The sequence below is a fragment of the Acinetobacter sp. ANC 3882 genome (genome assembly GCF_022549545.1).
In the GTDB taxonomy this organism is placed as follows: Bacteria; Pseudomonadota; Gammaproteobacteria; order Pseudomonadales; family Moraxellaceae; genus Acinetobacter.
This window is the reverse complement of the sequence record NZ_JAKZGB010000001.1, coordinates 53,356-79,186: the sequence shown is the minus strand read 5'-3', so window position 1 is coordinate 79,186 and position 25,831 is coordinate 53,356. Positions and strand designations below refer to the sequence as shown.

General features: G+C 38.8%; 28 protein-coding genes. 9 read left to right on the top strand and 19 right to left on the bottom strand.

Annotated elements, in window-relative coordinates; translation table 11 throughout:
- Positions 1-221: 221 nt before the first annotated feature.
- Both brnQ and MMO42_RS00425 read left to right on the top strand, forming a co-directional pair.
- Positions 222-1,523, top strand: coding sequence for a branched-chain amino acid transport system II carrier protein (gene brnQ, locus MMO42_RS00430; protein WP_241318709.1), 1,302 nt, complete (start codon positions 222-224; stop codon positions 1,521-1,523).
- A gap of 412 nt (positions 1,524-1,935) precedes the next feature.
- On the top strand, positions 1,936-2,196 hold the full coding sequence (locus MMO42_RS00425) for a hypothetical protein (protein ID WP_004806700.1): 261 nt from the start codon (positions 1,936-1,938) through the stop codon (positions 2,194-2,196).
- Positions 2,197-2,207: 11 nt separating this feature from the next.
- On the opposite strand, the gene MMO42_RS00420 is transcribed toward MMO42_RS00425, so the two are convergent.
- Entirely contained in the window at positions 2,208-2,663 is a 456-nt protein-coding gene (locus MMO42_RS00420; protein ID WP_241318708.1) for a hypothetical protein, read from the bottom strand.
- Positions 2,664-2,798: 135 nt separating this feature from the next.
- Between MMO42_RS00420 and MMO42_RS00415 the strand changes: the two genes are divergently transcribed.
- Both MMO42_RS00415 and MMO42_RS00410 read left to right on the top strand, forming a co-directional pair.
- A complete protein-coding gene (locus MMO42_RS00415; protein ID WP_241318707.1) occupies positions 2,799-3,656 on the top strand; it encodes an alpha/beta fold hydrolase in 858 nt (285 codons plus the stop codon).
- Between the two features lie 698 nt (positions 3,657-4,354).
- Entirely contained in the window at positions 4,355-4,819 is a 465-nt protein-coding gene (locus tag MMO42_RS00410; protein WP_004653790.1) for a MarR family winged helix-turn-helix transcriptional regulator, read from the top strand.
- Between the two features lie 71 nt (positions 4,820-4,890).
- On the opposite strand, the gene MMO42_RS00405 is transcribed toward MMO42_RS00410, so the two are convergent.
- The 6 genes from MMO42_RS00405 to MMO42_RS00380 form a co-directional block, all read right to left on the bottom strand.
- Complete coding sequence (locus tag MMO42_RS00405) at positions 4,891-5,553, bottom strand: SOS response-associated peptidase family protein (protein ID WP_241318706.1); 663 nt, start codon at positions 5,551-5,553, stop codon at positions 4,891-4,893.
- 76 nt (positions 5,554-5,629) lie between these two features.
- Positions 5,630-6,250, bottom strand: a complete 621-nt coding sequence (locus tag MMO42_RS00400) for a 2OG-Fe(II) oxygenase (protein ID WP_241318705.1) — start codon at positions 6,248-6,250, stop codon at positions 5,630-5,632.
- 83 nt (positions 6,251-6,333) lie between these two features.
- Entirely contained in the window at positions 6,334-6,825 is a 492-nt protein-coding gene (locus tag MMO42_RS00395) for a hypothetical protein (RefSeq protein ID WP_241318704.1), read from the bottom strand.
- Positions 6,826-6,894: 69 nt separating this feature from the next.
- The gene (locus MMO42_RS00390) at positions 6,895-9,057 is read right to left on the bottom strand and encodes a malate synthase G (protein ID WP_241318703.1); all 2,163 of its coding nucleotides are present in this window, start codon (positions 9,055-9,057) and stop codon (positions 6,895-6,897) included.
- A gap of 292 nt (positions 9,058-9,349) precedes the next feature.
- Positions 9,350-10,495, bottom strand: a complete 1,146-nt coding sequence (gene zapE, locus MMO42_RS00385) for a cell division protein ZapE (RefSeq protein WP_241318702.1) — start codon at positions 10,493-10,495, stop codon at positions 9,350-9,352.
- Between the two features lie 118 nt (positions 10,496-10,613).
- On the bottom strand, positions 10,614-11,633 hold the full coding sequence (locus tag MMO42_RS00380) for an AraC family transcriptional regulator (protein WP_241318701.1): 1,020 nt from the start codon (positions 11,631-11,633) through the stop codon (positions 10,614-10,616).
- Between the two features lie 155 nt (positions 11,634-11,788).
- Here MMO42_RS00380 and MMO42_RS00375 point away from each other — a divergent pair, with 155 nt between their 5' ends.
- On the top strand, positions 11,789-13,303 hold the full coding sequence (locus MMO42_RS00375) for an NAD(P)/FAD-dependent oxidoreductase (protein WP_241318700.1): 1,515 nt from the start codon (positions 11,789-11,791) through the stop codon (positions 13,301-13,303).
- Positions 13,304-13,503: 200 nt separating this feature from the next.
- Positions 13,504-14,730: a multidrug effflux MFS transporter gene (locus MMO42_RS00370; protein ID WP_241318699.1), complete on the top strand. Its 1,227-nt coding sequence runs from the start codon at positions 13,504-13,506 to the stop codon at positions 14,728-14,730.
- A gap of 29 nt (positions 14,731-14,759) precedes the next feature.
- Here the strand turns inward: MMO42_RS00370 and MMO42_RS00365 are convergent, their stop codons facing one another.
- Positions 14,760-15,329 carry a TetR/AcrR family transcriptional regulator gene (locus MMO42_RS00365; RefSeq protein ID WP_241318698.1) on the bottom strand — a complete coding sequence of 190 codons (570 nt, stop codon included), beginning with the start codon at positions 15,327-15,329 and terminating at the stop codon, positions 14,760-14,762.
- A 249-nt stretch (positions 15,330-15,578) separates the two neighbouring features.
- On the opposite strand from MMO42_RS00365, the gene MMO42_RS00360 reads away from it, so the two are divergent.
- Entirely contained in the window at positions 15,579-16,496 is a 918-nt protein-coding gene (locus MMO42_RS00360; RefSeq protein ID WP_241318697.1) for a lysine exporter LysO family protein, read from the top strand.
- A 12-nt stretch (positions 16,497-16,508) separates the two neighbouring features.
- On the opposite strand, the gene pyrF is transcribed toward MMO42_RS00360, so the two are convergent.
- Both pyrF and MMO42_RS00350 read right to left on the bottom strand, forming a co-directional pair.
- The gene (gene pyrF, locus MMO42_RS00355; protein ID WP_241318696.1) at positions 16,509-17,189 is read right to left on the bottom strand and encodes an orotidine-5'-phosphate decarboxylase; all 681 of its coding nucleotides are present in this window, start codon (positions 17,187-17,189) and stop codon (positions 16,509-16,511) included.
- 113 nt (positions 17,190-17,302) lie between these two features.
- Entirely contained in the window at positions 17,303-17,851 is a 549-nt protein-coding gene (locus MMO42_RS00350; RefSeq protein ID WP_241318695.1) for an XRE family transcriptional regulator, read from the bottom strand.
- Positions 17,852-17,940: 89 nt separating this feature from the next.
- Here MMO42_RS00350 and MMO42_RS00345 point away from each other — a divergent pair, with 89 nt between their 5' ends.
- Positions 17,941-18,597 carry an AzlC family ABC transporter permease gene (locus tag MMO42_RS00345; RefSeq protein WP_241318694.1) on the top strand — a complete coding sequence of 219 codons (657 nt, stop codon included), beginning with the start codon at positions 17,941-17,943 and terminating at the stop codon, positions 18,595-18,597.
- Positions 18,594-18,920: an AzlD domain-containing protein gene (locus MMO42_RS00340; protein ID WP_241318693.1), complete on the top strand. Its 327-nt coding sequence runs from the start codon at positions 18,594-18,596 to the stop codon at positions 18,918-18,920. Before MMO42_RS00345 ends, MMO42_RS00340 begins: the two co-directional genes overlap by 4 nt.
- An 84-nt stretch (positions 18,921-19,004) precedes the next feature.
- Here MMO42_RS00340 and MMO42_RS00335 read toward each other — a convergent pair whose 3' ends face one another.
- The 9 genes from MMO42_RS00335 to MMO42_RS00295 form a co-directional block, all read right to left on the bottom strand.
- Positions 19,005-19,370, bottom strand: a complete 366-nt coding sequence (locus tag MMO42_RS00335) for a lipopolysaccharide assembly protein LapA domain-containing protein (RefSeq protein ID WP_005153427.1) — start codon at positions 19,368-19,370, stop codon at positions 19,005-19,007.
- A 14-nt stretch (positions 19,371-19,384) separates the two neighbouring features.
- Positions 19,385-19,687 carry an integration host factor subunit beta gene (locus MMO42_RS00330; protein ID WP_005153429.1) on the bottom strand — a complete coding sequence of 101 codons (303 nt, stop codon included), beginning with the start codon at positions 19,685-19,687 and terminating at the stop codon, positions 19,385-19,387.
- A gap of 156 nt (positions 19,688-19,843) precedes the next feature.
- Positions 19,844-21,526, bottom strand: coding sequence for a 30S ribosomal protein S1 (gene rpsA, locus MMO42_RS00325; RefSeq protein ID WP_005053831.1), 1,683 nt, complete (start codon positions 21,524-21,526; stop codon positions 19,844-19,846).
- Between the two features lie 115 nt (positions 21,527-21,641).
- On the bottom strand, positions 21,642-22,322 hold the full coding sequence (gene cmk / locus MMO42_RS00320) for a (d)CMP kinase (protein ID WP_241318692.1): 681 nt from the start codon (positions 22,320-22,322) through the stop codon (positions 21,642-21,644).
- A 9-nt stretch (positions 22,323-22,331) separates the two neighbouring features.
- Positions 22,332-22,772 (bottom strand): SRPBCC family protein, encoded by a 441-nt coding sequence (locus MMO42_RS00315; protein WP_005294649.1) that lies wholly within the window; start codon positions 22,770-22,772, stop codon positions 22,332-22,334.
- A gap of 66 nt (positions 22,773-22,838) precedes the next feature.
- Positions 22,839-23,348: a tRNA adenosine(34) deaminase TadA gene (gene tadA, locus MMO42_RS00310; protein ID WP_241318691.1), complete on the bottom strand. Its 510-nt coding sequence runs from the start codon at positions 23,346-23,348 to the stop codon at positions 22,839-22,841.
- A gap of 5 nt (positions 23,349-23,353) precedes the next feature.
- Positions 23,354-24,478, bottom strand: coding sequence for an enoyl-CoA hydratase/isomerase family protein (locus MMO42_RS00305; RefSeq protein ID WP_171067358.1), 1,125 nt, complete (start codon positions 24,476-24,478; stop codon positions 23,354-23,356).
- On the bottom strand, positions 24,475-25,188 hold the full coding sequence (ung, locus tag MMO42_RS00300) for a uracil-DNA glycosylase (protein WP_241318690.1): 714 nt from the start codon (positions 25,186-25,188) through the stop codon (positions 24,475-24,477). The genes MMO42_RS00305 and ung overlap by 4 nt, the downstream gene beginning before the upstream one ends.
- 44 nt (positions 25,189-25,232) lie before the next feature.
- Positions 25,233-25,829 carry a 6-carboxytetrahydropterin synthase gene (locus MMO42_RS00295; protein WP_004653863.1) on the bottom strand — a complete coding sequence of 199 codons (597 nt, stop codon included), beginning with the start codon at positions 25,827-25,829 and terminating at the stop codon, positions 25,233-25,235.
- Between the last annotated feature and the right edge of the window lie 2 nt (positions 25,830-25,831).

Below are 25,831 nucleotides of genomic sequence, written 5' to 3'. Positions count from 1 at the left end.
CTCAATTCAATAAAATAAGTGTGGCGTAAATTAAGGTGTAAAAAAACTTATAAACAAGGCAGAAAGGCGCAAAACGAAGCACAATAAAGCATCAAACAAATCTTATTAAACTATTGTTTTATTTTGTATTTTTTGAAAGTTACTGATTTATATAATTTTTGGGTATTCTATATGTGAATTTTGTTCTAAAATTCGCACTTTTATTTTATGCCTCCCTCTTTATGAATCAACTTCGTACAGGAGATATCATTGCTTTAGGTTTTATGACCTTCGCGTTATTTATTGGCGCGGGCAATATTATCTTTCCTCCAATCGTTGCTCAGCAGGCTGGTGAACATGTTTGGCTCGCTGCGTTCGGTTTCTTAATCACCGCAGTTGGTTTACCTGTTATTACGATTATGGCCTTATCTCGCATGAAAGGCTCAATCGAAATCATCAGTTCTCCACTTGGACGGTTCTTTAGCTTACTCCTCACCATTGTCTGCTATTTATCCGTAGGTCCATTATTTGCAACACCACGTACCGCAACCGTTTCTTATGAAATTGGTTTTGCACCTTATTTTGGTACATCCGGTAGCAGCCTTCTTATTTATAGTATCGTGTATTTTGCATTTGTGACTGCAGTTTCACTGTATCCAAATAAGTTACTCGATACTGTGGGCCATGTACTTGCACCTTTGAAAATCATTGCCTTGGCAATCTTAGGTATTGCGGCATTTGCGATCCCTACAGGTATGATTTCAGCACCAGTCAACAACTATATAACCAGTCCTGTTTCTGAAGGATTCGTGAGTGGTTATTTGACCATGGATACCTTGGGAGCACTAGTATTTGGTATCGTGATTATTCAAGCGATCCAATCTCGTGGTGTAACTGACACAAAGCTGATTACCAAATATGCCATTATCGCAAGTTTGATTGCAGGTGTTGGGCTGACACTTGTCTATATCAGCTTATTTAAACTCGGCTTAGGTAGCCATGAAGTTGCGCCTAATGCAGCCAATGGTGCAATCATTCTGCATGCTTATGTACAACATGCATTTGGTGATTACGGATCATATTTCCTAACGATCTTAATCTTCCTGGCATGTATGGTTACTGCAATTGGCCTTACCTGTGCTTGCGCTGAATATTTTACCGAATTAACTGGCTTTTCTTATAAGTTGCTCGTGTTTATCCTGACTGGCTTTTCTTTGTTAATTTCTAATTTAGGTCTAACAAAGCTGATTGCGATTTCTGTTCCAGTACTCAGTGCAATTTATCCACCAGCGATTGTCGTGATCATGCTGAGCTTCTTCTGGAAACGTTGGAATAATCCATCTATCGTGGTTGGATCTGTAACCGCTGTTGCTTTCCTGTTTGGTATTTTTGAAGCGATTAAAGCTGCTGGATTTACAACGCAATTACCGACTTTTATTCAACATTTGCCATTGAATGAACAAAATCTTGCATGGTTACTTCCATCGCTGATCGTTCTTGTCTTTGCAATTGTGGTCGATCGCGTATTGTCATCTAAAGATTAAAATGATTTGTCGTTAAAATGATGTTTTACCCAAACATGATTTTAGCTATACAGAAAATGTTCTTTTATCCAACGCTCATTTTTTGTTTACGACAAATCTTTCTTTTCTTGATTCAAAGACAATGCGTTAAATGTGGCTCAAATATGCGATTTCTGATTTAAAACGACTATTTCATTCAGATAAGTTCATTAGCAAATTTTTCAAAATGTAAAAATAATGGTCAATATTTAACTAAAAAATAGTATAAATTAATATAAAAAATACTTAAAAGTTATATAAATCAATACATTCATAAATTTATTTTCAAAATAGTCATTATCCCTATTGAAATGCTCAGAAAATAGCAGTACAACTTAAAAAACAATTCAGACAAAAACACATGGTTTTGTCGTCACAACAAGGAGGGATGGAGATGTTATCAATACATTTCAGCAAGCAAGTCTTCATTAACACTCTGAAGGCAAATGATTCAATCGTATATGCAACAACAACGCTTGCCTTAATGGTCACGTTGTTATTTCAAGGCACAATTAAAGGCAATTTAAAACCCGAATATTTTGCATATGCATTGATTGTATCTCTGGCCTTTTGTATGTGGGCGATCGTCGATCGAAAGTTTCGACAGTTAAGCGCAGTGCGCCAAAAAAATTCTTTAGGAAAAATGGATGAGTGATCATCCATTTTTTAATGAAAAAAGTGAACAATCGTTCCAAATACTAAAATCCCAGTTGCACCCAGCTCTACGATAATTAAACTCAACATCATCAATGTCATACACCATGCTGGTAATGTCCATTTCCCCATTTGATGCGGCTGTTTGAATTGATTAGTGGTATCTTTTAATAGTCCATGCAAAATATAAATTAAAATCGACATCGCAAAAAAGAATAAGTTTGCAACAACACAAAATAATGCGATTGAATCAGATAGAACCGTAAAAAAACTCAATGCTGCTAAAATTAGACTGGCTGCCGCATAAAGCAGACTGCTCCTATGAGCAATATCCACATAATAATGTGCTCTTGCCTGCGCTGTTTGTCTGATTTGATAGTATTTCCAAACCCCAGTCAGCATCCCCACCCACAGAAAAATCCCACTAAATACAATTGCAAGCTGTGTTGCAGTGTTTAAAGCGTACATATCATCCCCGAAATTAAAATATTCCTTTTGTGTGCGTATATTACATAAAATTTGACTTTTAAGTCATTTTTTAAACGAGTTTCTTTTTGGAACTTGTGTAAAGTAGAAATATGCATCTATAAGAGTATCTTTCAAATGAAGAGTTATGAATCTTTTTGGATTAGTTGCAAAGATGACTATCAACTTGCAGCTCAATTTTATCCTGCACAAGATCATACTAAACCTTATCCAGTCTTGATTTGTCCAGCGACAGGAATTACCAAAAATTTCTATCATGCTTTCGCAAATTGGTTGAATCAGCAAGGGTATCCTGTTTTAAGCTTTGATTTCCGAGGCATTGGGGAGTCTTTACATGGTCCACTGAAAGACTCGACTGCAAGCATCAATGACTGGGGAATCTATGACATCCCAGCAGCAATCGAAACCCTATTAAACAAAACACAAGCTGAAAAAGTGATTATTGTTGGTCACAGTGCAGGCGGACAACTACTTGGTATCACCTCAAATTACGATAAAGTTGCAAAGGTATTAGCAATTGCAGGTTCAACTGGACATGTTAAAGGCCTGAAAGGTAAAACTAAAATCCTTGCACCCGTTATGTTTAATGTTATTTTCCCGGTTTCAAGCTTTTTAAAAGGCTATGGTGCAACTCAATTTATTGGGATGGGTGAAAATCTCCCTAAAAATGTTGCGAAACAATGGGCGGAGTTTTGTAGTAAACCGGGCTATGTCATGAATGCGATTGGTAAAAGTATCTTCGAAGATTATCATCAAGAGATTCAGTGCCCGATTACTTCTTTTTGGGCAACTGATGATGAGATTGCCACGCAAGCCAATGTCAAAGATCTACTGCGCCTATATCCCAACGCACCAACCAAATTAATTGAACTCAATCCGCAGCAACATGGCTATAAACAAATTGGACATATGTCGATGTTCAAGAAATCACATCAAAAACTATGGCCCTTGATGGAACGTGAACTTAACATTTAAAACTATTTCGACACGACAATTTTTCACTTTACGCATCTAAACCTGTAATCCTGTTTAGATGCGTCTTTTTATATATTTAGTCTTCGAATCTTCTATCCTATAAAAAATCTTATCTCGATTTCCTCTTCCCCTTTCTTCGCACTCAATTCATCTCTAAATTAAACTCGCTCCAAAGTTGTTAAAAGCTGCAAATTTTAAAATTTCATCGAAAAAATGTGATAAAGAATGTATTTATTCAACTTTTTTAAATTTTTTTATGTGCTATATTTTAACCAATTGATTAATTCAAATATTTGTATTAGCTATTTTTTTAAGCGTTATTTATTTTATAAATATATTGATTTCGTATATTTATGACATTTTAGACAGAAAATATTATAAAAATGTCACGTCAAAAATCGTATTTTTTTTCTACAATACGATTATTCTACAAATAAGCAGTAATGCAAGGCTGTAGGACAACCTTGAGGGAAAGACGACTGGATAGTACATCATTAATAGCTGATTTATGTGAATTTTATGATGACTTATTCATTGAGAATAAAGATAATTTCACCGTTATCTTTGAACAGATTTGTTAAAAAATGGAATGCTAAAAAAATCAGGAAATCGATTTTTTTAACAGGCAAGTTATAGACATTTCATGGAATCTAGCAGCAACCAAGAGTTACTGCTTGTGCAAGTATAGGAAATAAGTGATGCCAAAAAAATATGCGCGTTTTTTACCTACAGCCGATTCATTTAACCTGGAAGACTTTCCTTTTTACTGGATTTCTCAAGTAAATGCTCAGTACGTTCAAAACATCGATAACGTGCTCAAAAAATATGGCTTAGACAATTCTCGCCGCCGTATTCTCATTGCATTGCATGTCAAACCTCATGCAAGTGTGTCTGAGCTTTCCGACATGGTCATCTCCAAAATGTCGACCACAACCAAGATCGTTTATCGCCTCAAAGATGAAGGCTATATCGATACTTACTCTTGTAAGGAAGATGGGCGTATTACTCGCGTCTATCTAACAGACAAAGGTCAGGAAATGATTACTAAAATCAATGATCTCACCTCAGTTATCCTTGAGCAATCATTTGATGGCTTAACACCATTGCAAATTGAAAAAACCATGGAAATTCTACGCCATATGTTTAAAAATCTTGCACGCTAAGCAACGAATTCAAAAATAAAAAGGCTTCCCATGGGAAGCCTTTTTTGATCTCATTGATGCAAATATCCAATTCAATCAAACATATTCAGTTGCGGAGTTATTTTCGCAATTTTTGCTTTCGGAACATGTGAACACTCAAATTCCTCAACAGGAAAACCCTGCATAAACTCATAAAGCTGATGTGGCTGCTTTAAACTTAGCCATTCATCTAAACGCTCATGCGGAATAACCACCACTGACCGCTTTACATCTCCTGGCTCATGAAAATCTTTCATCATCGGATGGTCTATGGCATCCATGGTCAACATGGTAGCCGAACGAATGATTTGATCATTTAATTTTCTGATCTCATATAAAGCCGCGATAAAGAAAGCCTTTCCATCTTTACGGCGTACGCCCCATCTTTGCGGCTTATGATCAATGTATTTACTTTCATAGAACTCATAAACAGGAATGACACCAAATTTGCACTTTGAAGCCGCCTCCAAGAAACTAGGTTTCTGAAAAATGGTTTCGTGTCGAGCATTGTAAGTATGCTTGGAAATATTGGTATCTTCCGACCACTTGGGTACCAAACCAAACAATACTTCCCGCCACTCCAGCCCTTGCTCCGATTTAAATAGGAACGGCGTTGTATAACTTGGGTAAACTTCTTCCCCATATTCAAATGGAATCGGAGGCAAACCAAGCTGTTGAGCTTGCTCGACTGTCAATGGTTTATAGTTGGCACACATAGTTCGTTGAGTATTTATCCTTAAAAACAAAGTTAAAAAAAGGAGGTATCAACCCTCCTCTTTTTAATTGCAAAAATTAGCCAAATAATTTTTTCATTTTTGCACTTAAACCATGGATAAAACGGTGCTTGGCATTGGCTTTATCACTGGTTAAAAAGTTAATTTGAATCGACTGGCGTTGCCCTTCATAGGGTACATAACCATGCCAACCATTATCAGTCACTTTAAACGCAACCAAAGTACCTGGGCCCGCATCAATCTCTTCAACATAGTCATCCATGTTCTTTTCATCATTCAAAATGCGTAGACGACCCGTAGGCGCATTCCAAGACTCATTTAAATAAATCAGGATGGTTAAGAGTTTGGTTTTTGAGTCAGAATGAATACGACCATCTTTTTGACGTGAATAACCACGCAAGGTGATCATCATCGGATGCTCCATGACATCCACATCAAATTTTTCAGTTAAAATCTGACGAAATTCTTTGGTATCTAATGACTTTAGAAAACGATCAAAATTAGGCTTAATTTCAACATCTTCAATGTTGTAGCTACCACCCTGTTCAATCTTTGGGAAATCCTGAATAACAGCTTTGACTTCACTGTCTACAATTGAATTTTCCACAACAAAGTAAGGATATGGCGAAGTCGAAACTTGCGCTTGTTTTAAAGCATCTAATTTTAAAATTTGTGACATCGTTATGATTCGGCTAAATGATCAAACTACGAGAATTATAGCAAAAATTTCATCAATAGGATGTTTTATCCTGTTTTGAAGACCTAATTGTCTATACGGCTAATTGCTTTAAGTGCGACACAAAAACGCCAATACATCATCACCTGCATTAAAATTGAAATGAAAAACATAACCCAATGTTTATACGGCGCAATCAACGCTGGAATTTGTGTGGGCTCAATAAATTTTGCAGTAACAACAAAAGCGATGATGATAAAAACCATAATGAGTATATAGGCTAAAAGAAATCGCACGCCTATAGGCAAACATATGCAAATTAAACGATTAAGAAATTGTTTCCCTTGATTCCCACCATTCGCATTGAAACAAAAATTGACACCTATAATGAGTATTATGATACTTATCAGTGCATCGATCAGGTTTGGAACAATATCAACAATAGGGCTCAAACGCATAGCAAACATAATGATGAACATAAATACGCTACTGATTAAGTAATAGTTTTTATAATTCTGTTCACTTAAACGGCCATTTCTTAAATCTTCAATTAATTTTTTTGTGTTCCAAAAATACATTTTTCCCTCTACTTATAAAAAAAGAGGTACCTATCGAATAGGTACCTCTTATCAGTCTAGCAAGTAAACTTAATCACCTGTATAACCTTTTAATTTTAGACGAGCAGCATGCAACAATGGCTCTGTATAACCAGATGGCTGTTCTGCACCCTTGAAGATCAAGTCAGAAGCAGCTTGGAACGCAATACCATCAAAGTTTGGCGCCATTGGTGTATAAAGTGCATCATTCGCATTTTGCTGATCAACAATCACAGCCATACGTTTAAGCACTTCTTCAACTTGTGCATGCGTTACGATACCGTGACGTAACCAGTTTGCAACGTGTTGAGATGAAATACGTAAAGTAGCACGGTCTTCCATCAAACCAACGTTGTTGATGTCTGGTACTTTAGAACAACCAACACCAAGGTCAACCCAACGAACCACATAACCCAAGATCCCTTGACAGTTATTTTCAAGTTCGTTGTTTAACTCTTCCGCAGTCCAATTGGTTTCTGGTGCAAACGGTGGTGTTAACAAGTCATCTAATGACAACATGTTTTCAGCAGCCAATTCATCTTGACGTGCTTTTACATTGATCTGATGATAATGCAATGCATGAAGTACCGCACCTGTAGGAGATGGAACCCAAGCACAAGATGCACCCGCATTTGGATGTGCAGTCTTAGTCGCCAACATATCTTTCATGCTGTCTGGTTTTGGCCACATGCCTTTACCAATTTGCGCCTTACCTTGTAAACCACATGCTAAACCAATTGCAACGTTACGGTTTTCGTATGCTGCAATCCACTTTTGCGTTTTTACTGCTTCTTTACGTACAACTGGTGCTGCTTCCATAGAAGTATGGATTTCATCACCTGTACGGTCCATGAAGCCAGTGTTAATGAAGATGGTACGGTCTTTCGCCGCAGCAATACAGTTCTTCAAGTTTACAGAAGTACGGCGTTCTTCATCCATGATACCGATTTTGAGTGATTTTGCAGGCAAGCCAATCGCTTGTTCAGCACGCTCAAATAATTCAACCGCAAATGCAACTTCTTCTGGACCATGCATTTTTGGTTTAACGATATACATTGAACCTTTACGAGAGTTTTGATTTTCGTTTTGACCACGAATATCAGCAACTGTCAGTAATGGTGTTACTAAAGCATCCATGATGCCTTCAAACACTTCTTGACCATCCACAAGGATCGCAGGGTTTGTCATCAAGTGACCGACGTTACGAAGTAACATCAATGAACGACCATGTAATTTTGTCGTGCCACCAATGAGGTTCTGAACTGTACGGTCTTTATTCAGGGTACGAGTAATGGTCTTACCATTTTTCTCGATTGACTCTTGTAAGTCACCCTTCATTAAGCCTAACCAGTTACGGTAGCCTTCAACTTTCTCTTCTGCATCAACCGCAGCAACTGAATCTTCCAAATCCTGAATGGTTGTTACCGCAGCTTCAAGTGTTAAATCTTTCACACCAGCAGCATCGGTCTTACCAACTGGGCTATTTGCATCAATTTCAATAATGACATGCAAGCCATTATTTAGTAAAACAATTTCAGTTGGGCTTGCAGCTTCACCATTGAAACCAACAAACTGCGATTCATGTGCCAAAGCTGTGGTAGAGCCATCTTTTAAGGTCACAACTAAACCATTGTTTGCAATTGCATATTGGGTTGCATCTGCATGCGAACCTTGAGCCAATGGGAAAGTTTGGTTTAAGAAATCTTTTGCGAAAGCAATAACTTTATCACCACGGACTGGGTTATACCCCTTGCCTTTTTCCGCACCGCCTTCTTCAGAAATAACATCTGTACCATAAAGCGCATCGTATAAAGAGCCCCAACGTGCATTTGCAGCATTTAGGCTATAACGTGCATTACGTACAGGTACAACCAATTGTGGACCAGCCAATAAAGCGATTTCTTCATCCACATTTTCAGTGGTTACTTGGAAGTCAGCAACTTCTGGAACCAAGTAGCCAATTTCAGTTAAGAATGCTTTATAAGCATTTAATTCAAATTTATTATTGCGATGCCATTCATCAATCTTTGCTTGAAGATCATCACGCTTAGCCAATAATGCTTTGTTCTTTGGGCTAAGGTCTACAACGACTTGCTCGAAGTTTTTCCAGTAAGTTTCACTATCTAAACCAGTGCCTGGTAAAGCTTCATTTTCGATGAAATCGTAAAGTTCTTTAGCAATCGCTAGCTTGCCTTTTTGAATACGTGCAGTCATTGTCTTTCCTGATGGTGCTAACTTTTTATAACAAGAATTCTAGTATACTGATTTATACTAGCCTGAATAGTAATATCACATTCCTAAATAGTAAGCATTTTCCCCATTGGAAGTATTGACAAACATAGTTTTTTATACTTATCAAATTATCAGATAATGAGTGCTGTACTTTTAGTTATGCGACATACTCCCTTTTTCAAACTCATCTAGTTATAGCAAAAAACCACCAAGAATAAAGCTTTATCCATGTAAGTTTATAAAAAAAGGCATTCCGAAGAATGCCTTTTTTGATTTATGAGGTCTGTGCGACCTGAATTTGTCGATGCTCCGAATGTAAATAATCATCCGATTGCATTTCTAATAAACGTGAACGCGTCCGTTCAATCTCAAATGCCAATTTCTCACCCTCATAAAGATCAATGATCGAATCTTCTGAGGTTAAAATCAGTTTTACGCCACGGTCATAGAACTCATCGACCAAGTAAATGAAACGACGGGTGCCTTCAGACAAGAAGTCGGTCAAATGCGGAACATTGCTGACCAATACAGTATTGTAAATATTGGCAATTTCAATAAAGTCAGCCGGGCTACGTGGCTTGAAGCACAACTCGGAAAACTCACACCACAATACATCTTCAGTATGCCCCAACGTTTCAACCACACGATTATTAATCATGATTGGTGAATTTGACTGTGGCTGAGTTTGTGTCAAAGCTTTAAAACGGCCAGCTAACCACGCTTGAGCATCATCTGTTAATGGATATTTGAACAATTGTGCTTGCTTCAATACACGCAAACGATAATCCACACCAGCGTCTACATTTAAAACACTACAGTTCTTCTTGACCAGCTCAATCGTCGGAATAAAACGATCACGATGAATTCCATTTTTGTATAGACCATCTGGCGCAATGTTTGACGTTGCAATCAATGTTATTCCACGCTCAAACAGCTTTTGGAACAGATCACTTAGGATCATGGCATCAGTTACATTCGATACGAAAAATTCGTCAAAACAAATGACAACGGCATTCTTATAAATTTGATCAGCGACCAAATCTAGAGGATTGCGTTGACCAGAAAGTTTATTCAACTCTTTATGTACATGTTGCATAAAATGATGGAAATGCATACGTGTTTTACGGCGGAATGGTACAGATTCATAGAACTGATCCATTAACCACGTTTTTCCACGACCTACACCACCCCACATATAAACGCCTTTCGGATAGGTCTGACGACGGAAACGTCGAAACGCTTTCTTAGACGCTTTATAGCGAGTGAGTAACTCTTTCCATACTCGATCCAACTCTTGCACTGCTTGTGCTTGAGCCTCATCTGGCATGAATTGTCCTGACTCAAGTGCTTGAGCATAACGCTCAGCAGGTGATGTTGGGATATATGCAGTGCTATGTGAGTCTGGTTTAGAATTTGACATAAGGTGTTATTGCAATTTTAATTGGTGAAAATTATATCGAACATTCCGTTCAATGACATTAGATTTTAGGCTTAATTATCATAGAGTTTAAACATCATAATGTACCATTTTTAATCATTTAATGATTTCGATGATATTGCCGAGGACTCAATCCAAACCATCTTTTAAAGGCATGATTAAATGCAGCAGGCTCAGAATAACCCAACATTTCTGCCACCTGTTCGATGGAATATGAGCTATTTTCAATAAACTTTATTGCCTTCTGTTTGATTAATCTTTCGCGAATTTCTTTATAGCTGGTCTGCATTTGCTGCAATTGATGCCGCAAAGTGCGCTCAGGAATATCCAGAGCACAGGCCGTTTCTGCCATACTTGGAATGACCCCATTTTGCATTTCAAGATAATCCTCGACATATTCAACAACAGTCAATTTGAGACTGGCAGTTTTTTCTAAATGTTGAATATCCTGTAGGCATTTTTCTTCATAAATACGATACGTCAAAATGTCGGCAGACGGAATTTTAGTGTTTAAAATTTGTGTATTTTCTAAAATAAAAGCGGCTTGCGCACACCCGAATTTGACATCATCCCCATAATAATCTTGATAAGCAGCAAGTAATGTTAAGTCTTTTGGTCGATGAAATGGCAGTTCAATCTGAATATGAGGGACGTCAAGCCCCATCATTTTAAAGATATCTTGTAAAAACTTATACGTACCTGAGATTTCACATTGCGCTCTCAATTGCCCCAAATGCATACTTAAATCAATCGGTCGATATAGCAAATGGATCAAGTCATCTTCAATCCTTAACTGTAAAGAACCAAAGAGATGAGTGAGTTGCTGAAACTGAACCCCATTTAATAGAGCTTTATGCAAAGTATCACTGGTGACCAGTAACATCAGGAAGGGTCCATACCCCGCTAATGCATAATGCTGTCCGATAAATAGACCTTGTTCAGGCGAAATATCCTGACTAATATGCTGCAAAATATCCCATTCAATCTCATCTGGAATAATTGAGCTTGGATCTAAAGCATCGGCTTGTATTCCCATATTTGCTAAACGTGCATCCACATCGATCCCGACATGACGCATGCCTTGAATCAAATACATCAATCCGAGGATAGATCTCTTCATAGTTCCGAATGCTGTTCTCAAAACTTTAATGTTTTACTATAAAACGTTGTGCAAATGAATTGCCGAAATGATCAAGTTTTGCGTCTATACAATCATATTTAATCTCGTCAAAATCGTTAAACTTGCACAAAATTTAGCTGTGTAGGAAGTAGACTATGCGTGATGTAACCAAAAATGCGATTCAAAAAACAAAAGTTGCAATTATTGGTGCGGGCTTTGGTGGCTTAGCAATGGCTATTCGACTATTACAAAGTCAAATCAATGATTTTGTAATTTTAGAAAAAACCAGCGATGTTGGCGGTACATGGCGTGAAAACCAATATCCTGGCGCAGCGTGTGACGTTCAATCACATATGTATTCCCTTTCATTTGCACCCAAAACCGACTGGTCGAAACGCTATGCAGAAGCAGATGAAATCTTTAATTATATTCAAGACATTACTGAACAATACAAACTTAAAGAGTATTGCAAATTCAACCATGAAGTCACCAATGCCGAATTTGACGAAAGCCGAAATGTTTGGACTGTAGAATTTAAAGATCAGGCAACACTTGAAGCTCAATTTGTGATCTTTGCATCAGGTCCATTGCATGTGCCACAGATTCCACATATCAAAGGCATTGAGAAATTTAAGGGTAAAGTCTTCCACTCTTCTCAATGGGACCACGATTACGATCTCAGTGATAAAGCTGTCGTTTCAATCGGTACAGGCGGTAGCGCGATTCAGTATATTCCTGAAATTGCAGCAGAAGTAAAACAGCTTTACGTGTTTCAGCGTACTGCGGCTTGGGTTATTCCACGAGATGAACGTAAATATTCACAGTTGAGTAAACGTTTATTTAAAGCATCGAATATTTATCGCCAGATTCACCGTACCCGTCTGTATTGGACCAATGAATCGCGTGTTGTGCCCATCGTGCAGCCACAGATTATGAAATATGGTCAGAAACTTGCTGAAGCCTTTATCCGTTATCAAGTGAAAGACAAAGAACTGGCGAAAAAATTGACGCCAGACTTTGTCATGGGTTGTAAACGTATTCTTATTTCAAATAAATATTTCCCAACCTTCAACCGAAAAAATGTTGAGCTGGTGACAGAAGGCATTCAAGAAATTACAGCCAATGGCATTATCACTAAAGATGGTCAAGAACGCCAAATTGATTGCTTAATTTATGGTACAGGCTTTATTACAGACCCACGCATTTACTTAAAGCATTTCAATTGCGTTGGTCGTAACGGCATTGAACTTAAACAAGCATGGAAAGATGGTGCGGAAAGCTATTATGGTGTGAGTACCAAGAACTTCCCAAATTTGTTCCAGCTACTTGGTCCAAATACCATTCTTGGTCATAACTCAGTAATTTTCATGATCGAGTCGCAGGTGAACTATATTCTTCAGTTGATCCAAACTGTAGATAAAACAGGGTGTCAAGCGGTTGAAATCAAACATGAAGTACAAGACCAGTTCAATGAACGTGTCCAAGATCAGCTGAAAGGTACTGTATGGCAAGCTGGCGGTTGTAGCAGTTGGTATCAAGCCGCAGATGGTAAGAACTTCTCGTTATGGCCAACATATACTTGGCGATATTGGCTAGAAACACGCAAAGTGAGTGTAGCTGATTATAATTTTATCCATACAGCGACGAATGTAAAAAACAATGCCGCTTAAGATGAAATAACTTCATCCTTTCAAACATAAAAAGCACCTTTGAACACTCAAAGGTGTTTTTTTATTTCTCCACTTTATTGGTGAGTCTTTAATCCCCTATTTTGATCTATGCAAACCACAAATATTCATGCTAACATTTTAACTACCTACCGTTAGGTAGTTAAAATAAATATTGTTTCCCTCGCAAGAGTACATAAAACATGAACGCTGTTACTCCCATCTCAACGATCAGTTGGTCTTTATTATTACTGCTCTCCCTGTTTACAGCCCTAGATGCATTGGCAATTGATATCTATCTGCCTGCTTTTCCACTGCTTGCAGAAAGTTTTGCAACAACGCCAGGTCATATACAGCTCACTTTGTCTGTATTTCTCATTGGACTGGCCATAGGTCAAGGTATCTACGGCCCTTTGCTTGACCGCTTTGGTCGTCGCAATCCATTATTGATCGGAATTGCTGTTTTTATCTTGGGGTCAATCTTGGCTGCTGTTGCACCCACAATTGAATGGCTGCTGGCCGCACGCTTCTTACAGGCGATTGGTGCTTCAGCAGGTCTAGTGGTTCCAAGAGCTATTATTTCTGATGTGTGTGATGCTAAAACCAGTGCCAAGAATTTTTCTATCTTGATGCAAGTCATGATGATTGTTCCGATTCTGGCACCCTTGTTGGGTAGCTTGATTCTACGCATCGGCTCATGGCATTTAATTTTCTACACATTGGCAGTGCTTGGTTCGATCCTATGGCTATGGGGAAATCAAGTCATTCCAGAAACCTTGAAACCACAATATCGACAAGCATTGCAATTCACCGCGATCAAAAAGAGCTATCGAACACTTTGCCTGAATAAAAGCTTTATCAGTTATACACTTGCTGGTGGATTTATCTTAGGTGCTTTCTTTGTATACCTCAGCCAATCACCGTTTATTTTTATTCAGCATTATCATATCCATAACGAAAGTTTTAGTACCTTGTTTGCAGCCAATGCCATTGGTTTAATTATTCTGGGACAAATCTCGATTCTGTTACTTAAACGATGGTCGGCCCAACAATTACTGGTCATCGGTATGTGCTTATTCAGTGGTTCAAGCTTTGTTTTAATGCTCTGTCTATATTTTTATGACTTAAATTTATGGCAATACATTGCGCTGTTAGGATTAAGCATCTGGTCAACTGGATTCATTTTCGGTAATTTAACTGCACTGACCATGCAGCAAAGTCCACAACATTTGACTGGTGCTGCGTCATCTTTAATGGGTTTACTGCAGTATGCTTTCGCTGCACTGATCGGATTTGTTGTAAGCTTTGTAGAAATCAATATTCGCTTACTTCCAACCAGCTTATTTATTTGTGGCGGTATCGCGCTCGGCTTGTGTATTTATGCCGCACTAGAACAGCGTGAATCATTTACTATTGTAGAAACAGAATAAAAAATGCTGGATCTGATCAGTGTCTAGACTTAGGCGCTGATCAGAATATTTAATGCTTTTAAGATTGCATCCAATCTGAGTTGAAACTTTTCTCGCCCACCATAGATCAATTCACTTTGTAATGCATCAACAAAACTCATGCAGACACGAGCCAAAGCCAAACTATCCAGTTGATGCTTGTGCAATACCAAACTAGAGTGTTGAATCGCTTGAGAAAATACCTGTTCTAGCTCTGCCATAAAAACATGCATCGGCTCAATCACCTGATCATATAAATGTACAGGCGGACTAATTAATGCATTCATCCAAAACTGGACACCATAAGATGCATCAAACCGCTGTTCAATACTTTCAAAGTAATGACGTAATTGCTGCTGGATTTTTTCTCCGCCTTGCAGCACAGTCTTGGCATGTCCCAACTCTTCATCAATCATGATTGGAATGAGACTGAGATAGAGTTCATCCTTATTCTTAAAATGCGCATAAATCGAAGGCTTTTTAATCCCAACATCCGTCGCAATTTCATTTAAAGAAGTTGCTGCAAAGCCCTGTTTTGCAAAACGTTCTAATGCCACTTTTTGAATCTTAGCTGCTGTCACAAATCATCTACCTCTATTATTGTTAAAATTATATTTCAGCTCACATGATATTCATAGCAGAATAAGCCCTTGTATTTATAACCATCTATTCAAGTAACAATAGATCAATCAATCCTCTATCCAGTAAAATGACCTTGGTTTATGGATATAGGTTCTGCTTCAAAACTTTCTATATCAAATGATATATAAATCTATTCAAGTATCAGATTTCCCTGCATAATAAATCAGCACTTTAAACCTTCAGATTGTATGACCTCTCTTGTTTTAATCTTACAAATTTTTATCTGCCTAAGCTTAGGCTATTTTTTAGCCCCACATCTTTCACAAACACTTAAACAATTCGTATTTAAAATTCTTCCTTATTTTTCTTATATCTTGCTGATTAGTGTGGCTTTTGAACTGACGCAAGCACTCAACCATATCGACCATCCTGCTGCCATTCTCCCGCCAGCCCTACTGATTGCCTTTACCACTTCAATTGGTTCTTTTTTCATTTGTTTAATGACTTATAAGCTGATTGATCGTCAAAGTGTACAAGGGAAAATTTCATTACACCTTTTTCTAAATGCATTGAAGAATATCGGCAAAGCATTTTTAGCTTTAGCAGTCGGGATTGTTTTAGGTCTACTTGTAAATGCCTTAGAACTTCAAATAACCTTTAATAGTTGGTACTTGTTACTGGTTTTTATCTTTTTAATTGGCGTTGAATTGGCTTTCACCCAATTTGATCGTAGTTGGTTAAGCTGGAAAATTCTATTGGTTCCCGTAGCAGCATTTGTTGGTTCATGCTTGGCAGCGCTGTTAAATTATTTCATTTTATCCAATGACTATGGTCTCAATGAAGTAATGGCCTTAGCTCAAGGCTATGGCTGGTATTCAATGTCTGGGATTTTATTTACGGAATTGCATTCAGCCAAATTGGGTGGAATAGCCTTATTAACCGACTTGTTTAGAGAAATCTTTGCAATTTTATTGATGTATTGTCTTGGCTGGCGTTTTCCACGTTCTGCAATCTCAAGTGCTGGTGCAACCTCAATGGATGTTACCCTTGCAATGGTGAAGCAATCATGTGGCACACATTATGTGCCACATGCCATGATGAGTGGATTGATCCTATCGCTCCTCGCACCACTCTTAATCAGCTTATTTCTCAGTATGAAATTTTAAAATTCAACTTCATCAGATTGAAGCCAAGATTGATTTCAACATCTCCGTTGGATTTTCAGCTTTGGTAATTGGACGACCGATGACCAAATGCGTTGATCCGTCTTGCATTGCTTGCTTTGGGGTTACGATACGTTTTTGGTCATCTGCATTTGAACCCTCTGGGCGAATACCCGGTGTTACCAATGCAAACGCTTGACCTAACATTTCACGAAGGATTTTGGCTTCTTGCGCTGAACACACCACACCATCCAATCCACTGTCTTGAGTCAGTTTTGCTAAACGCTTTACATGTTCAACAGGTTCGATATCCAAACCTAGGTCACGAAGGTCTTCACGACCCATTGAAGTCAAGACAGTAACTGCGATCAGCTGTGTTTGATAGTTGCCTGCTTTAAGTCGCTCAACACAGGTTTCCATCATCTTGCGACCACCTGAGGCATGTACATTGACCATCCATACGCCTAAATCCGCAGCAGCACAGACCGCTTGAGCTGTGGTGTTTGGAATATCATGGAATTTCAAATCAAGAAAAACTTCAAAACCTTTGTCTTGCAAGCTCTTAACGATTGATGGACCTTCATGAGTAAAAAGCTCTTTGCCCACTTTGACACGACAAAGTGACGGATCAAGCTGCTCTACAATTGTTAAGGCGTCATATTGGCTTTTTGCGTCTAGGGCAACAATAATACTCACGAATCTAGTTCCATCACATAAAAATCGGCTAATTATAAAGTGATTAATAAAATGAACAAAGCAAGAAAGTCATCATAATGAAAAAAAGCTTTTCCAAAATGATGAAATGATCTCTATCTTTGCTCAGAGATTAAAATCGCTCGGGTATCTACTTCCAAGGCTTCAAAGATATGCGCTTGATCTGCGGGATAACAAATATAATCCCCTTCATTCAACACAATAGGTTCTGCAATCAAACCCACTTTTGCTCGTCCTTTCATAATAATAATATGTTCAACACTACCAATTGGATGCGGCTGACTACAACGCGGCTCGCCTGGTTGTGTTGTTAACATATATACATCACGTCTGGCCCCCGTTGGGCAATTTGCCAATAAGATTGCTTGATAATGAGCAATTTCAGAACTCACCGATGGGCCATCACCAAAACGAATCACTTGCGTTTGCGTGATATTCGATTCCATTAATTTTGCAAATGGAATATCTAAAGCAACACATAAGGCCCATAAAGTTTCCAGACTTGGATTACCTTGAGCTGCTTCCAATTGAGACAGCGTCGATTTCGCGATACCTGCTCGGCGAGCAACTTCGGCTAAAGATAATCCAGACTTCTGTCTTTCTCTTTGCAAGCCTTTCGCGACAATTTCAATGGGCAAAGTCATATAACACCATAAAAAACGAATGTTCGTTTTGACGAACGATATAAAATTAATCTATTATATCGTACGTTCGTTTGATATAGAAAACAAAGATGCAAGATAAAGAACGATTTAATCTGATCAAAGCCATCGTCCTGATCTCGATTGCAACTGGAATTGTCGGTATTTCCTTAGGCTCTGTTGCTGCGAGCTTTGATGTCCCCCTGTGGATTCCTTTGCTGCTATCACTTACGGTACTTGCAGGTGCTGCAGAATTTACGTTTATTGGTATGATTGCAACGGGCGCAAATCCGATTTTCGCAGCTTTAACTGGCATATTAATCAATTTACGCCACCTACCATTTGGATTATCCGTAGCAACATTTATTGAAAAAAATGCGTATCGATTTATTGCCTGCCATATCATGAATGATGAAAGTGTCATGTTTGGATTGAGCCAGCAAGATGATCAAGCCAAGCAAAAAGCATATTGGATGTGTGGAATAGGGATTGCTATTCTGTGGCCGATTGGCGTGCTTATCGGCTATCTCTTGAGTAAAAACATCCCTGATATTGATGCATTTGGTATAGATGCCGCATTTCCAGCCATTCTGTTCGCCTTAATTCTGCCAATGCTCAGAAATAAAACCACGCGTCACCGTGTTCTTTTAGGCAGTACCCTGTCCTTGGCGTCAATTCCCTTACTACCAACAGGCCTACCTGTACTCGTTTCCATGTTCGGTTTACTGTTAAAAGGCAAGTCAAAATGAAATATAGTGAAAGTTATATCTTTATTGGAGTTATTGTACTTGCCCTTGGTACGTATTTGATTCGCTACTCAGGTTTTTATCTCGCCAATCGCATAACCTTCAAAGAACAGCATAAACAACTTCTTGCTGACTCTGCTTGTGTACTGCTATTTACCTTAGCGATCTTTAATACGCTTTTTACTGAAACCCATTTTAGTGGCATCAGTAAAATCATTGGTGTTTGTGTTGCAATCATTTTTGCATGGAAAAAATATTCACTGATTGTTGTTATTCTGGTCGCCATGTTGATTACAGCGACTTTGAGATATCTCGGCTTCCCATAAAAAAATAGCCCTTTAAATCAAATAAAGGGCTATTTCATTGGATTATAAAATCTTCAGACTTTACAACCCTCAAAATATTCTCAATTACAGTGGTGTACGAGTTTGACTCTCAGGATTGATATCCAACACTGTTTTTTCATGTCTTACACTTGCAGCAGCTTCTGCGGCAGCTTGTTGTGCAAGCTGAATTTGCTCTTTGCGAAGATGATCAATATCTTTACGAAGTCGTTTAATTTCCCAACTTGTTTGGAAAACTCGGAAAACTTGAACGCCAAGTAATAAACCAACCACAATACCTAATGCTAAAGTCAATAAAAGGAGAAGACCTAAACGCATTGCTGGGACTTGGGTAAATAATAAATCTACTTGTAGTTCAGCTGGATTTTGAAGAACCAAAGCGAGTGAATAGCCAAAAATGGCAACAAGTAATGCAATTAATACATAACGCATAAACACCTCAATTATTATTCACCAGATTCGTTTACTGCGTCACGAAGTGCTTTACCAGGTTTAAAGTGTGGAACTGCTTTCGCCGCAACATCAACAGATCGACCAGTTTTAGGGTTACGCCCTAAACGTGGCTCACGGTGATGCAAAGCAAAACTACCAAAACCACGGATCTCAATACGATCGCCACTTGAAAGTGCTTCGATCATTTGATCAATCATAATCTTAACTGCATCTTCAACCAAAGGCTCAGCTAAGTGTGGGTTTTTAAGTGCAATCCGTTCAATTAAATCAGATTTATTAAGTGCTTCAGTAGTCATCGATGACCTCTTTAATTATTGCTACTTTTCAATGTTTTTAATAATAACCTGTTTAAATACAAAACGGTAGCGCAGTATATAATTACTACGCTACCGTTTGCAGTATTTTTGTATAAAAAGTACGTCTCTGTTACAAGAAACGTACCTTTTAACAAATTACTTCATTTGAGCTTTAATTAAGTCACCAATAGTCTTAGGACCATTGCTGTCTGCTGGTTGAGTTGCAGCAGCTTGACGAACAGTGTTCACAGCTTCTTTCTCTTCAGCTTCGTCTTTCGCTTTGATAGACAAGTTGATAGAGCGAGATTTACGATCAACATTGATGATCTTCGCTTCAACTTCTTGACCAACTTCTAAGAATTTAGTTGCATCTTCAACGCGATCACGGTTGATTTCAGAAGCTTTAAGAGTCGCTTCGATGTCATCAGCTAATTTAACTGTAGCACCTTTAGCATCAACAGCAGTCACAGTACCTTTAACTAAAGCACCACGTTCATTCGCAGCTAAGAAGTCATTGAATGGATCGCTGTTTAATTGCTTGATACCAAGGCTGATACGGTTACCTTCAGCGTCTACAGATAAGATAACTGCTTCAACTGTGTCACCTTTCTTGTAACGACGGATAGCTTCTTCGCCTTGTTCGTTCCAAGAAATGTCAGATAAATGTACTAAACCGTCGATTCCACCAGATAAACCGATGAAGATACCGAAATCAGTGATTGATTTGATCGTACCAGAAACTTTTTCGCCTTTTTCATTTGCTTTAGCAAACTCTTCCCATGGGTTAGCACGAGTTTGTTTGATACCCAATGAAATACGACGACGTTCTTCATCAACTTCAAGAACCATAACATCAACTTCATCACCAATCTGAACAACTTTAGATGGGTGGATGTTTTTGTTCGTGTGGTCCATTTCTGAAACGTGTACTAAGCCTTCAACGCCTTCAGCGATTTCAGCAAAACAACCGTAATCAGTTAAGTTAGTAACACGTGCTTTAACGATAGAACCTTTAGGATAACGGTTCATAATCGCTAACCATGGATCTTCGCCTAATTGCTTAAGACCTAAAGATACTCGGTTACGCTCACGGTCAAACTTAAGTACTTTAACTGTAACTTCTTGACCAACTTCAACAACTTCTGAAGGGTGTTTGATACGCTTCCAAGCCATATCTGTGATATGTAGAAGACCATCAATACCGCCAAGATCAACGAACGCGCCGTAATCAGTAAGGTTCTTGATAGTACCTGTAACTGTTTGACCTTCTTCAAGTTGAGCAAGTAATGCTTCACGATCAGCTGAAGATTCAGCTTCCATAACTGCACGACGAGATACAACAACGTTGTTACGTTTAGCATCAAGTTTGATTACTTTGAACTCTAACTCTTTACCTTCAAGGTGAGTTGTGTCACGGATAGGACGAGTGTCAACTAAAGAACCTGGTAAGAATGCACGTACAGGACCGATGTCAACAGTGAAACCGCCTTTAACCTTACCAGAGATAACACCAGTAACGATTTCGCCGTCTTCAAAGATTTTCTCAAGTTTAGTCCAAGTTTCAGCACGTTTCGCTTTTTCACGTGATAAAACTGTTTGACCCATACCGTTGTCAAGTGCTTCAACAACTACGTCAACAGTATCGCCAACTTGAACTTCAAGTTCACGTTGTTCATTTAAAAATTCAGCACGGTCAACTACGCCTTCAGATTTAAGGCCAGTGTCAACAGTAACCCAGTCAGAATCGATACTAACAACAGTACCTTGGATGACTGCACCCTTTTCAACGTTGAGGTTTAATTCACTTTCTTCAAAGAGGGCTGCAAAAGATTCGGTCATGATATACCTGATAAAGTCCGCGGTCTTGGATCAGACAAGGCCGGTTTAGTTAAGTTGTTACATTGTCCAAAAAATCTGATCAAGCAATGCTTCAACTGATAAAAAAATTGTGTATCTATTTTATACGGCTATTGATATAGTCAACCATCAACTGAAACACTTCATTGATGCCTATTGTAGAACTATCAATGACATACGCATCATCAGCGGGCTTGAGTGGAGCAACTGTACGCTCCATATCTCTTTTATCTCTAGCCTGTATGTTAGATAAAATGTCGCTTATTTTAGCATCAAGACCCATACCCTGCAACTGTTTTACGCGTCGCTCTGCACGAGACTCTGCCGATGCTGTTAAATAAATCTTGGCTTGAGCTTCTGGAAAGATCGATGTTGCCATGTCACGACCGTCCGCAACCAATCCTGGTGCTTGAATAAATGCACGCTGACGTGCAAATAATGCTTTTCTTAATTCAGGAATGGTTGCAACTTTAGACGCATACTCTCCCACTTGTTCAGTACGAATGGTCTGGGTGACATCGACACCTTCTAAGAGAATCTTTGTCGCAGCGTCTGAGGATTGAAACTCAATATCCAAATGTGTAGCGCATTCAACACATTCATCTAAATGCGCATCAATCTGATCCAGTAGACCACGTTGGAACAATGACAATCCAAGTAAACGATATAACGCACCAGAATCTAATAAATTAAAACCATAATGTGCGGCAATTTTTGCAGCCAATGTTCCTTTACCTGAACCACTTGGACCATCAATCGTAATTATATGAACTGTCATTCCCATCTCTTATGAAGCAACTGATTTGGCTAATTTTGAAAAACCTAGTGTAATCGCTGCTTTGAGTTGTGCAAGAACTAATTTGCTTACTAAGGGCGCTTTTGCCGTAAATTCAATCTTATAAGTGACTAAAGTAATAAAAGGAGTGATTTCCTTAAAGTCAATTTGCCCCAAATGATGCTTCACCAAAGGGTTATTGATTAATTTATACTCAATTCGCTTATTTTCTTCCAATAAAGTGATTTCTTCTTGAAGCGGCTTGATTGGACCAAAGCCCATACGACGAACCGAGCCAATACCATCAGGGCGTTTTGGATCAGCGGAGTCTTTGACACGTACAACCTGTAATGGTGCAAATGCCTTATTATAAGTGGCATGCTTTGACAGCAAGTCAAACACTTCAGAAATCGGTGCATTAAATTCTTTTTGTATGGTGATTGCATTACGCATAAGTTCGCCTTTTGATGTGACCCAAAATCATCGGAGGCTTAGTTTGCCACAACTCATGAGACATTTTTAATCATTTAAGGACGTTTTTGACGAACGGATTTTCTTCTTTTCATGTCTTCTTTGCTTAAAAAAATCACTCAATTGCAATGAGCATTGTTCTTGTAAACAACCCTGTTCGAAAACAAATTTATGATTGTAATAACCACTGTCAAGCAATTGTCTAGCACTCACCAATGAACCTGCTTTAGGTTCAGTCGTCGCAAAAACCACACGCTGAATTCGCGCATGAATTAATGCACCCACACACATGGTACAAGGTTCGAGTGTCACATAGAGCGCTGTATCTTCAGGCAACCGGTAGTTATTCAAAGACTGGCAAGCAGCACGTAAAGCCTGTATTTCAGCATGAGCCGTTGGATCTGACAATTTAATGGGTGCATTGTAGCCTGCACCGAGTACCTGTCCATTACTCACCAGAATAGCCCCGACGGGGATTTCACCCTGCGCTGCGGCTAATGCAGCCTGCTCATAGGCAAGCTGCATCCAATATTCATCATTACAATTTTCTGAACTCATAACAATCAGGCAATGACACCATATTGCTTTAATAACGCATTCCAGCTTTCAATATTAGTCACTGGAGCACAGTCACCCAAAATACCTTTTAAGCTCAATTGCTCGGTTGCTTTCCACTCTGGTGACAAATCTTTATCAACCAAACGGGCACGCACACCTTCGACAAAGTCTGGATGACGGATCTTCCAATCAGAAATTTGCGCTTCTAATGCAAACACTTCATCCCATGCATGACCTTGTTTGCCCCATTGCCATAACAGCCATGTGATCGCAGCTGTACTTGGAGAGCCCTTCTGCAAGTTCTCGCTGGCTTGGCGCAACCAATCACTACTTGCATCACTTAAACCAATAATAGATTGATAGTCATATTCAAAACTTTGTCCACGACAGACACTATGAATCACATCAATCGAGTTCTGTAATGGTCCAGATGCAACTGGGCGATGCAAACTATTTAAAGTGTCATCAATGGCTCTGAATGCACCCGCTGGATAATGATTCCAATCGACATTCAAAACTTTCTGAAGCACATTGTCACGTTGCGCTTCACAGATGTGTGTTGCCCAACCAATACTAAATGCGCCAGCGGCAGTCATGATTGAACCTGTTAAGCCAGTGAACAAGCCGATCTGCCCACGATCAGCCAAGAAGCGACTCGCACCAACATCAGGGTATAAACCGATATTGATTTCTGGCATCGCCAAACGTGAGTACGGCGTAACCAAACGGAATGGTGCAGCCATGAACAAGCCCAATCCACCACCCATCACATAACCTTCACCCCAGACAACAATCGGTTTGGCGTAATTATGCAACAGTAAATCAAGTGCATATTCTTGCTGGAAGAATAGGTTCGCAGCATCAACTTCCTGATTAATCACCAACTGGCGTAATTTGCGAACATCACCGCCCGCACAAAATGCTTTTGGTGTTGTTGAATCAAACCAAATCGCTTTTACAGTATCATCTACATGAAAATCTTCGAAAACTTGCAGTAGAGCACTTACGATTGGCTCATCTAAAGCATGCAAAGATTTAGGTCGATTAAGACGAATGATTCGCCAACCGTTTTTTGCATGTTCAATAACTAAATCTGGATGATAGCTATTTAAATCAGGAGAAGTCATTATGCGTCCAATTGCCAGTCTATAGGCTCAATGCCATGTTGTTTCAAATATTGATTGGTTTTAGAAAATACTTTACAGCCAAAGAAACCACCACGGTTCGCAGCAAGTGGTGATGGATGCGCTGCTGTTAGAACAAGGTGCTTATTACGGTCAATACGTTGCCCTTTACGTTGAGCATAAGCGCCCCATAAAATAAACACGATATGTTCACGTTGTTCATTTAATACATCAATTACAGCATCAGTGAAGTCTTCCCATCCCTGTTTCTGATGTGAGGTTGGTTGTCCTGCTTCTACCGTTAGTACACTGTTCAGTAACAGTACACCTTGTTCAGCCCATTTGCTCAAGTCACCATGACGTGAAACAGGCACAGCTAAATCTGTATGCAACTCATGGAAAATATTACGTAAAGATGGCGGTAATGCAACCCCTCTGTGTACCGAAAAGCTCAAACCATTGGCTTGATTCGGACCATGATAAGGGTCTTGTCCTAAAATCACGACTTTAACACCCGTTTGTGGCGTGGTATTCATCGCGTTAAAAATCTGTTTACTTGGTGGATAAATCGTTTTCTGTGCAAGTTTTTCTTGCTGTAAAAAATCACGCAAATTATCCATTTTTTGACTGAGCAAGAACTCTGACAATGAAATTTTCCAAGACTCGTCCAACTGAACTTTACTTAATTTGTCCTGTTGCTGTTCAGTAAATTGCATCCATATTCCTTGAAAATAAGTTCACTCACCTGAGTGAAAAGCACTCAAATATTAACTTGTAATTCTACGTTTGGATTTTGGAACTTGATTCCTTTTTTCAGATTTTCATACATCTGAACATCACTCCATTCAGCCTGTACTTGTTCTGAAAATACGATTTGATCCAGACTCAATGCACCCATTTGTGCATTATCAATATCTTCTTGAAAACTTTGAGCGTAGCCCGTATCGGTCTCATGTACGATCACTGAATAAACTTCAACATCACCCTCACCATTTTGAGTCGTTGTTGAGTTTAATACTTGCTGAGCAAGATAAAAGAAAATACGCGAAAACTGTTCGGCCGAAGGCGAAACGGGTAAAGCGATCCAACGTGCACTAAATGTTTTACATGCATCTATATAAGCAGGATCATCTTTCTGCCAAAAACAAATTGCATGATCAAAACTATCATACAATTCTTTGATCACGCCTTTGAGTAAGCCGAAATCATAAACCATTTGTCCGTGATCGAGCTTTGACGCTTTTAATAATAATTCAACTTTATAACTATGCCCATGAATCGAACGCTTACAGCGATCCGATGTACAGTTACGCACAATATGAGCATTTTCAAACTTAAACAATTTTCGAATTAACATGC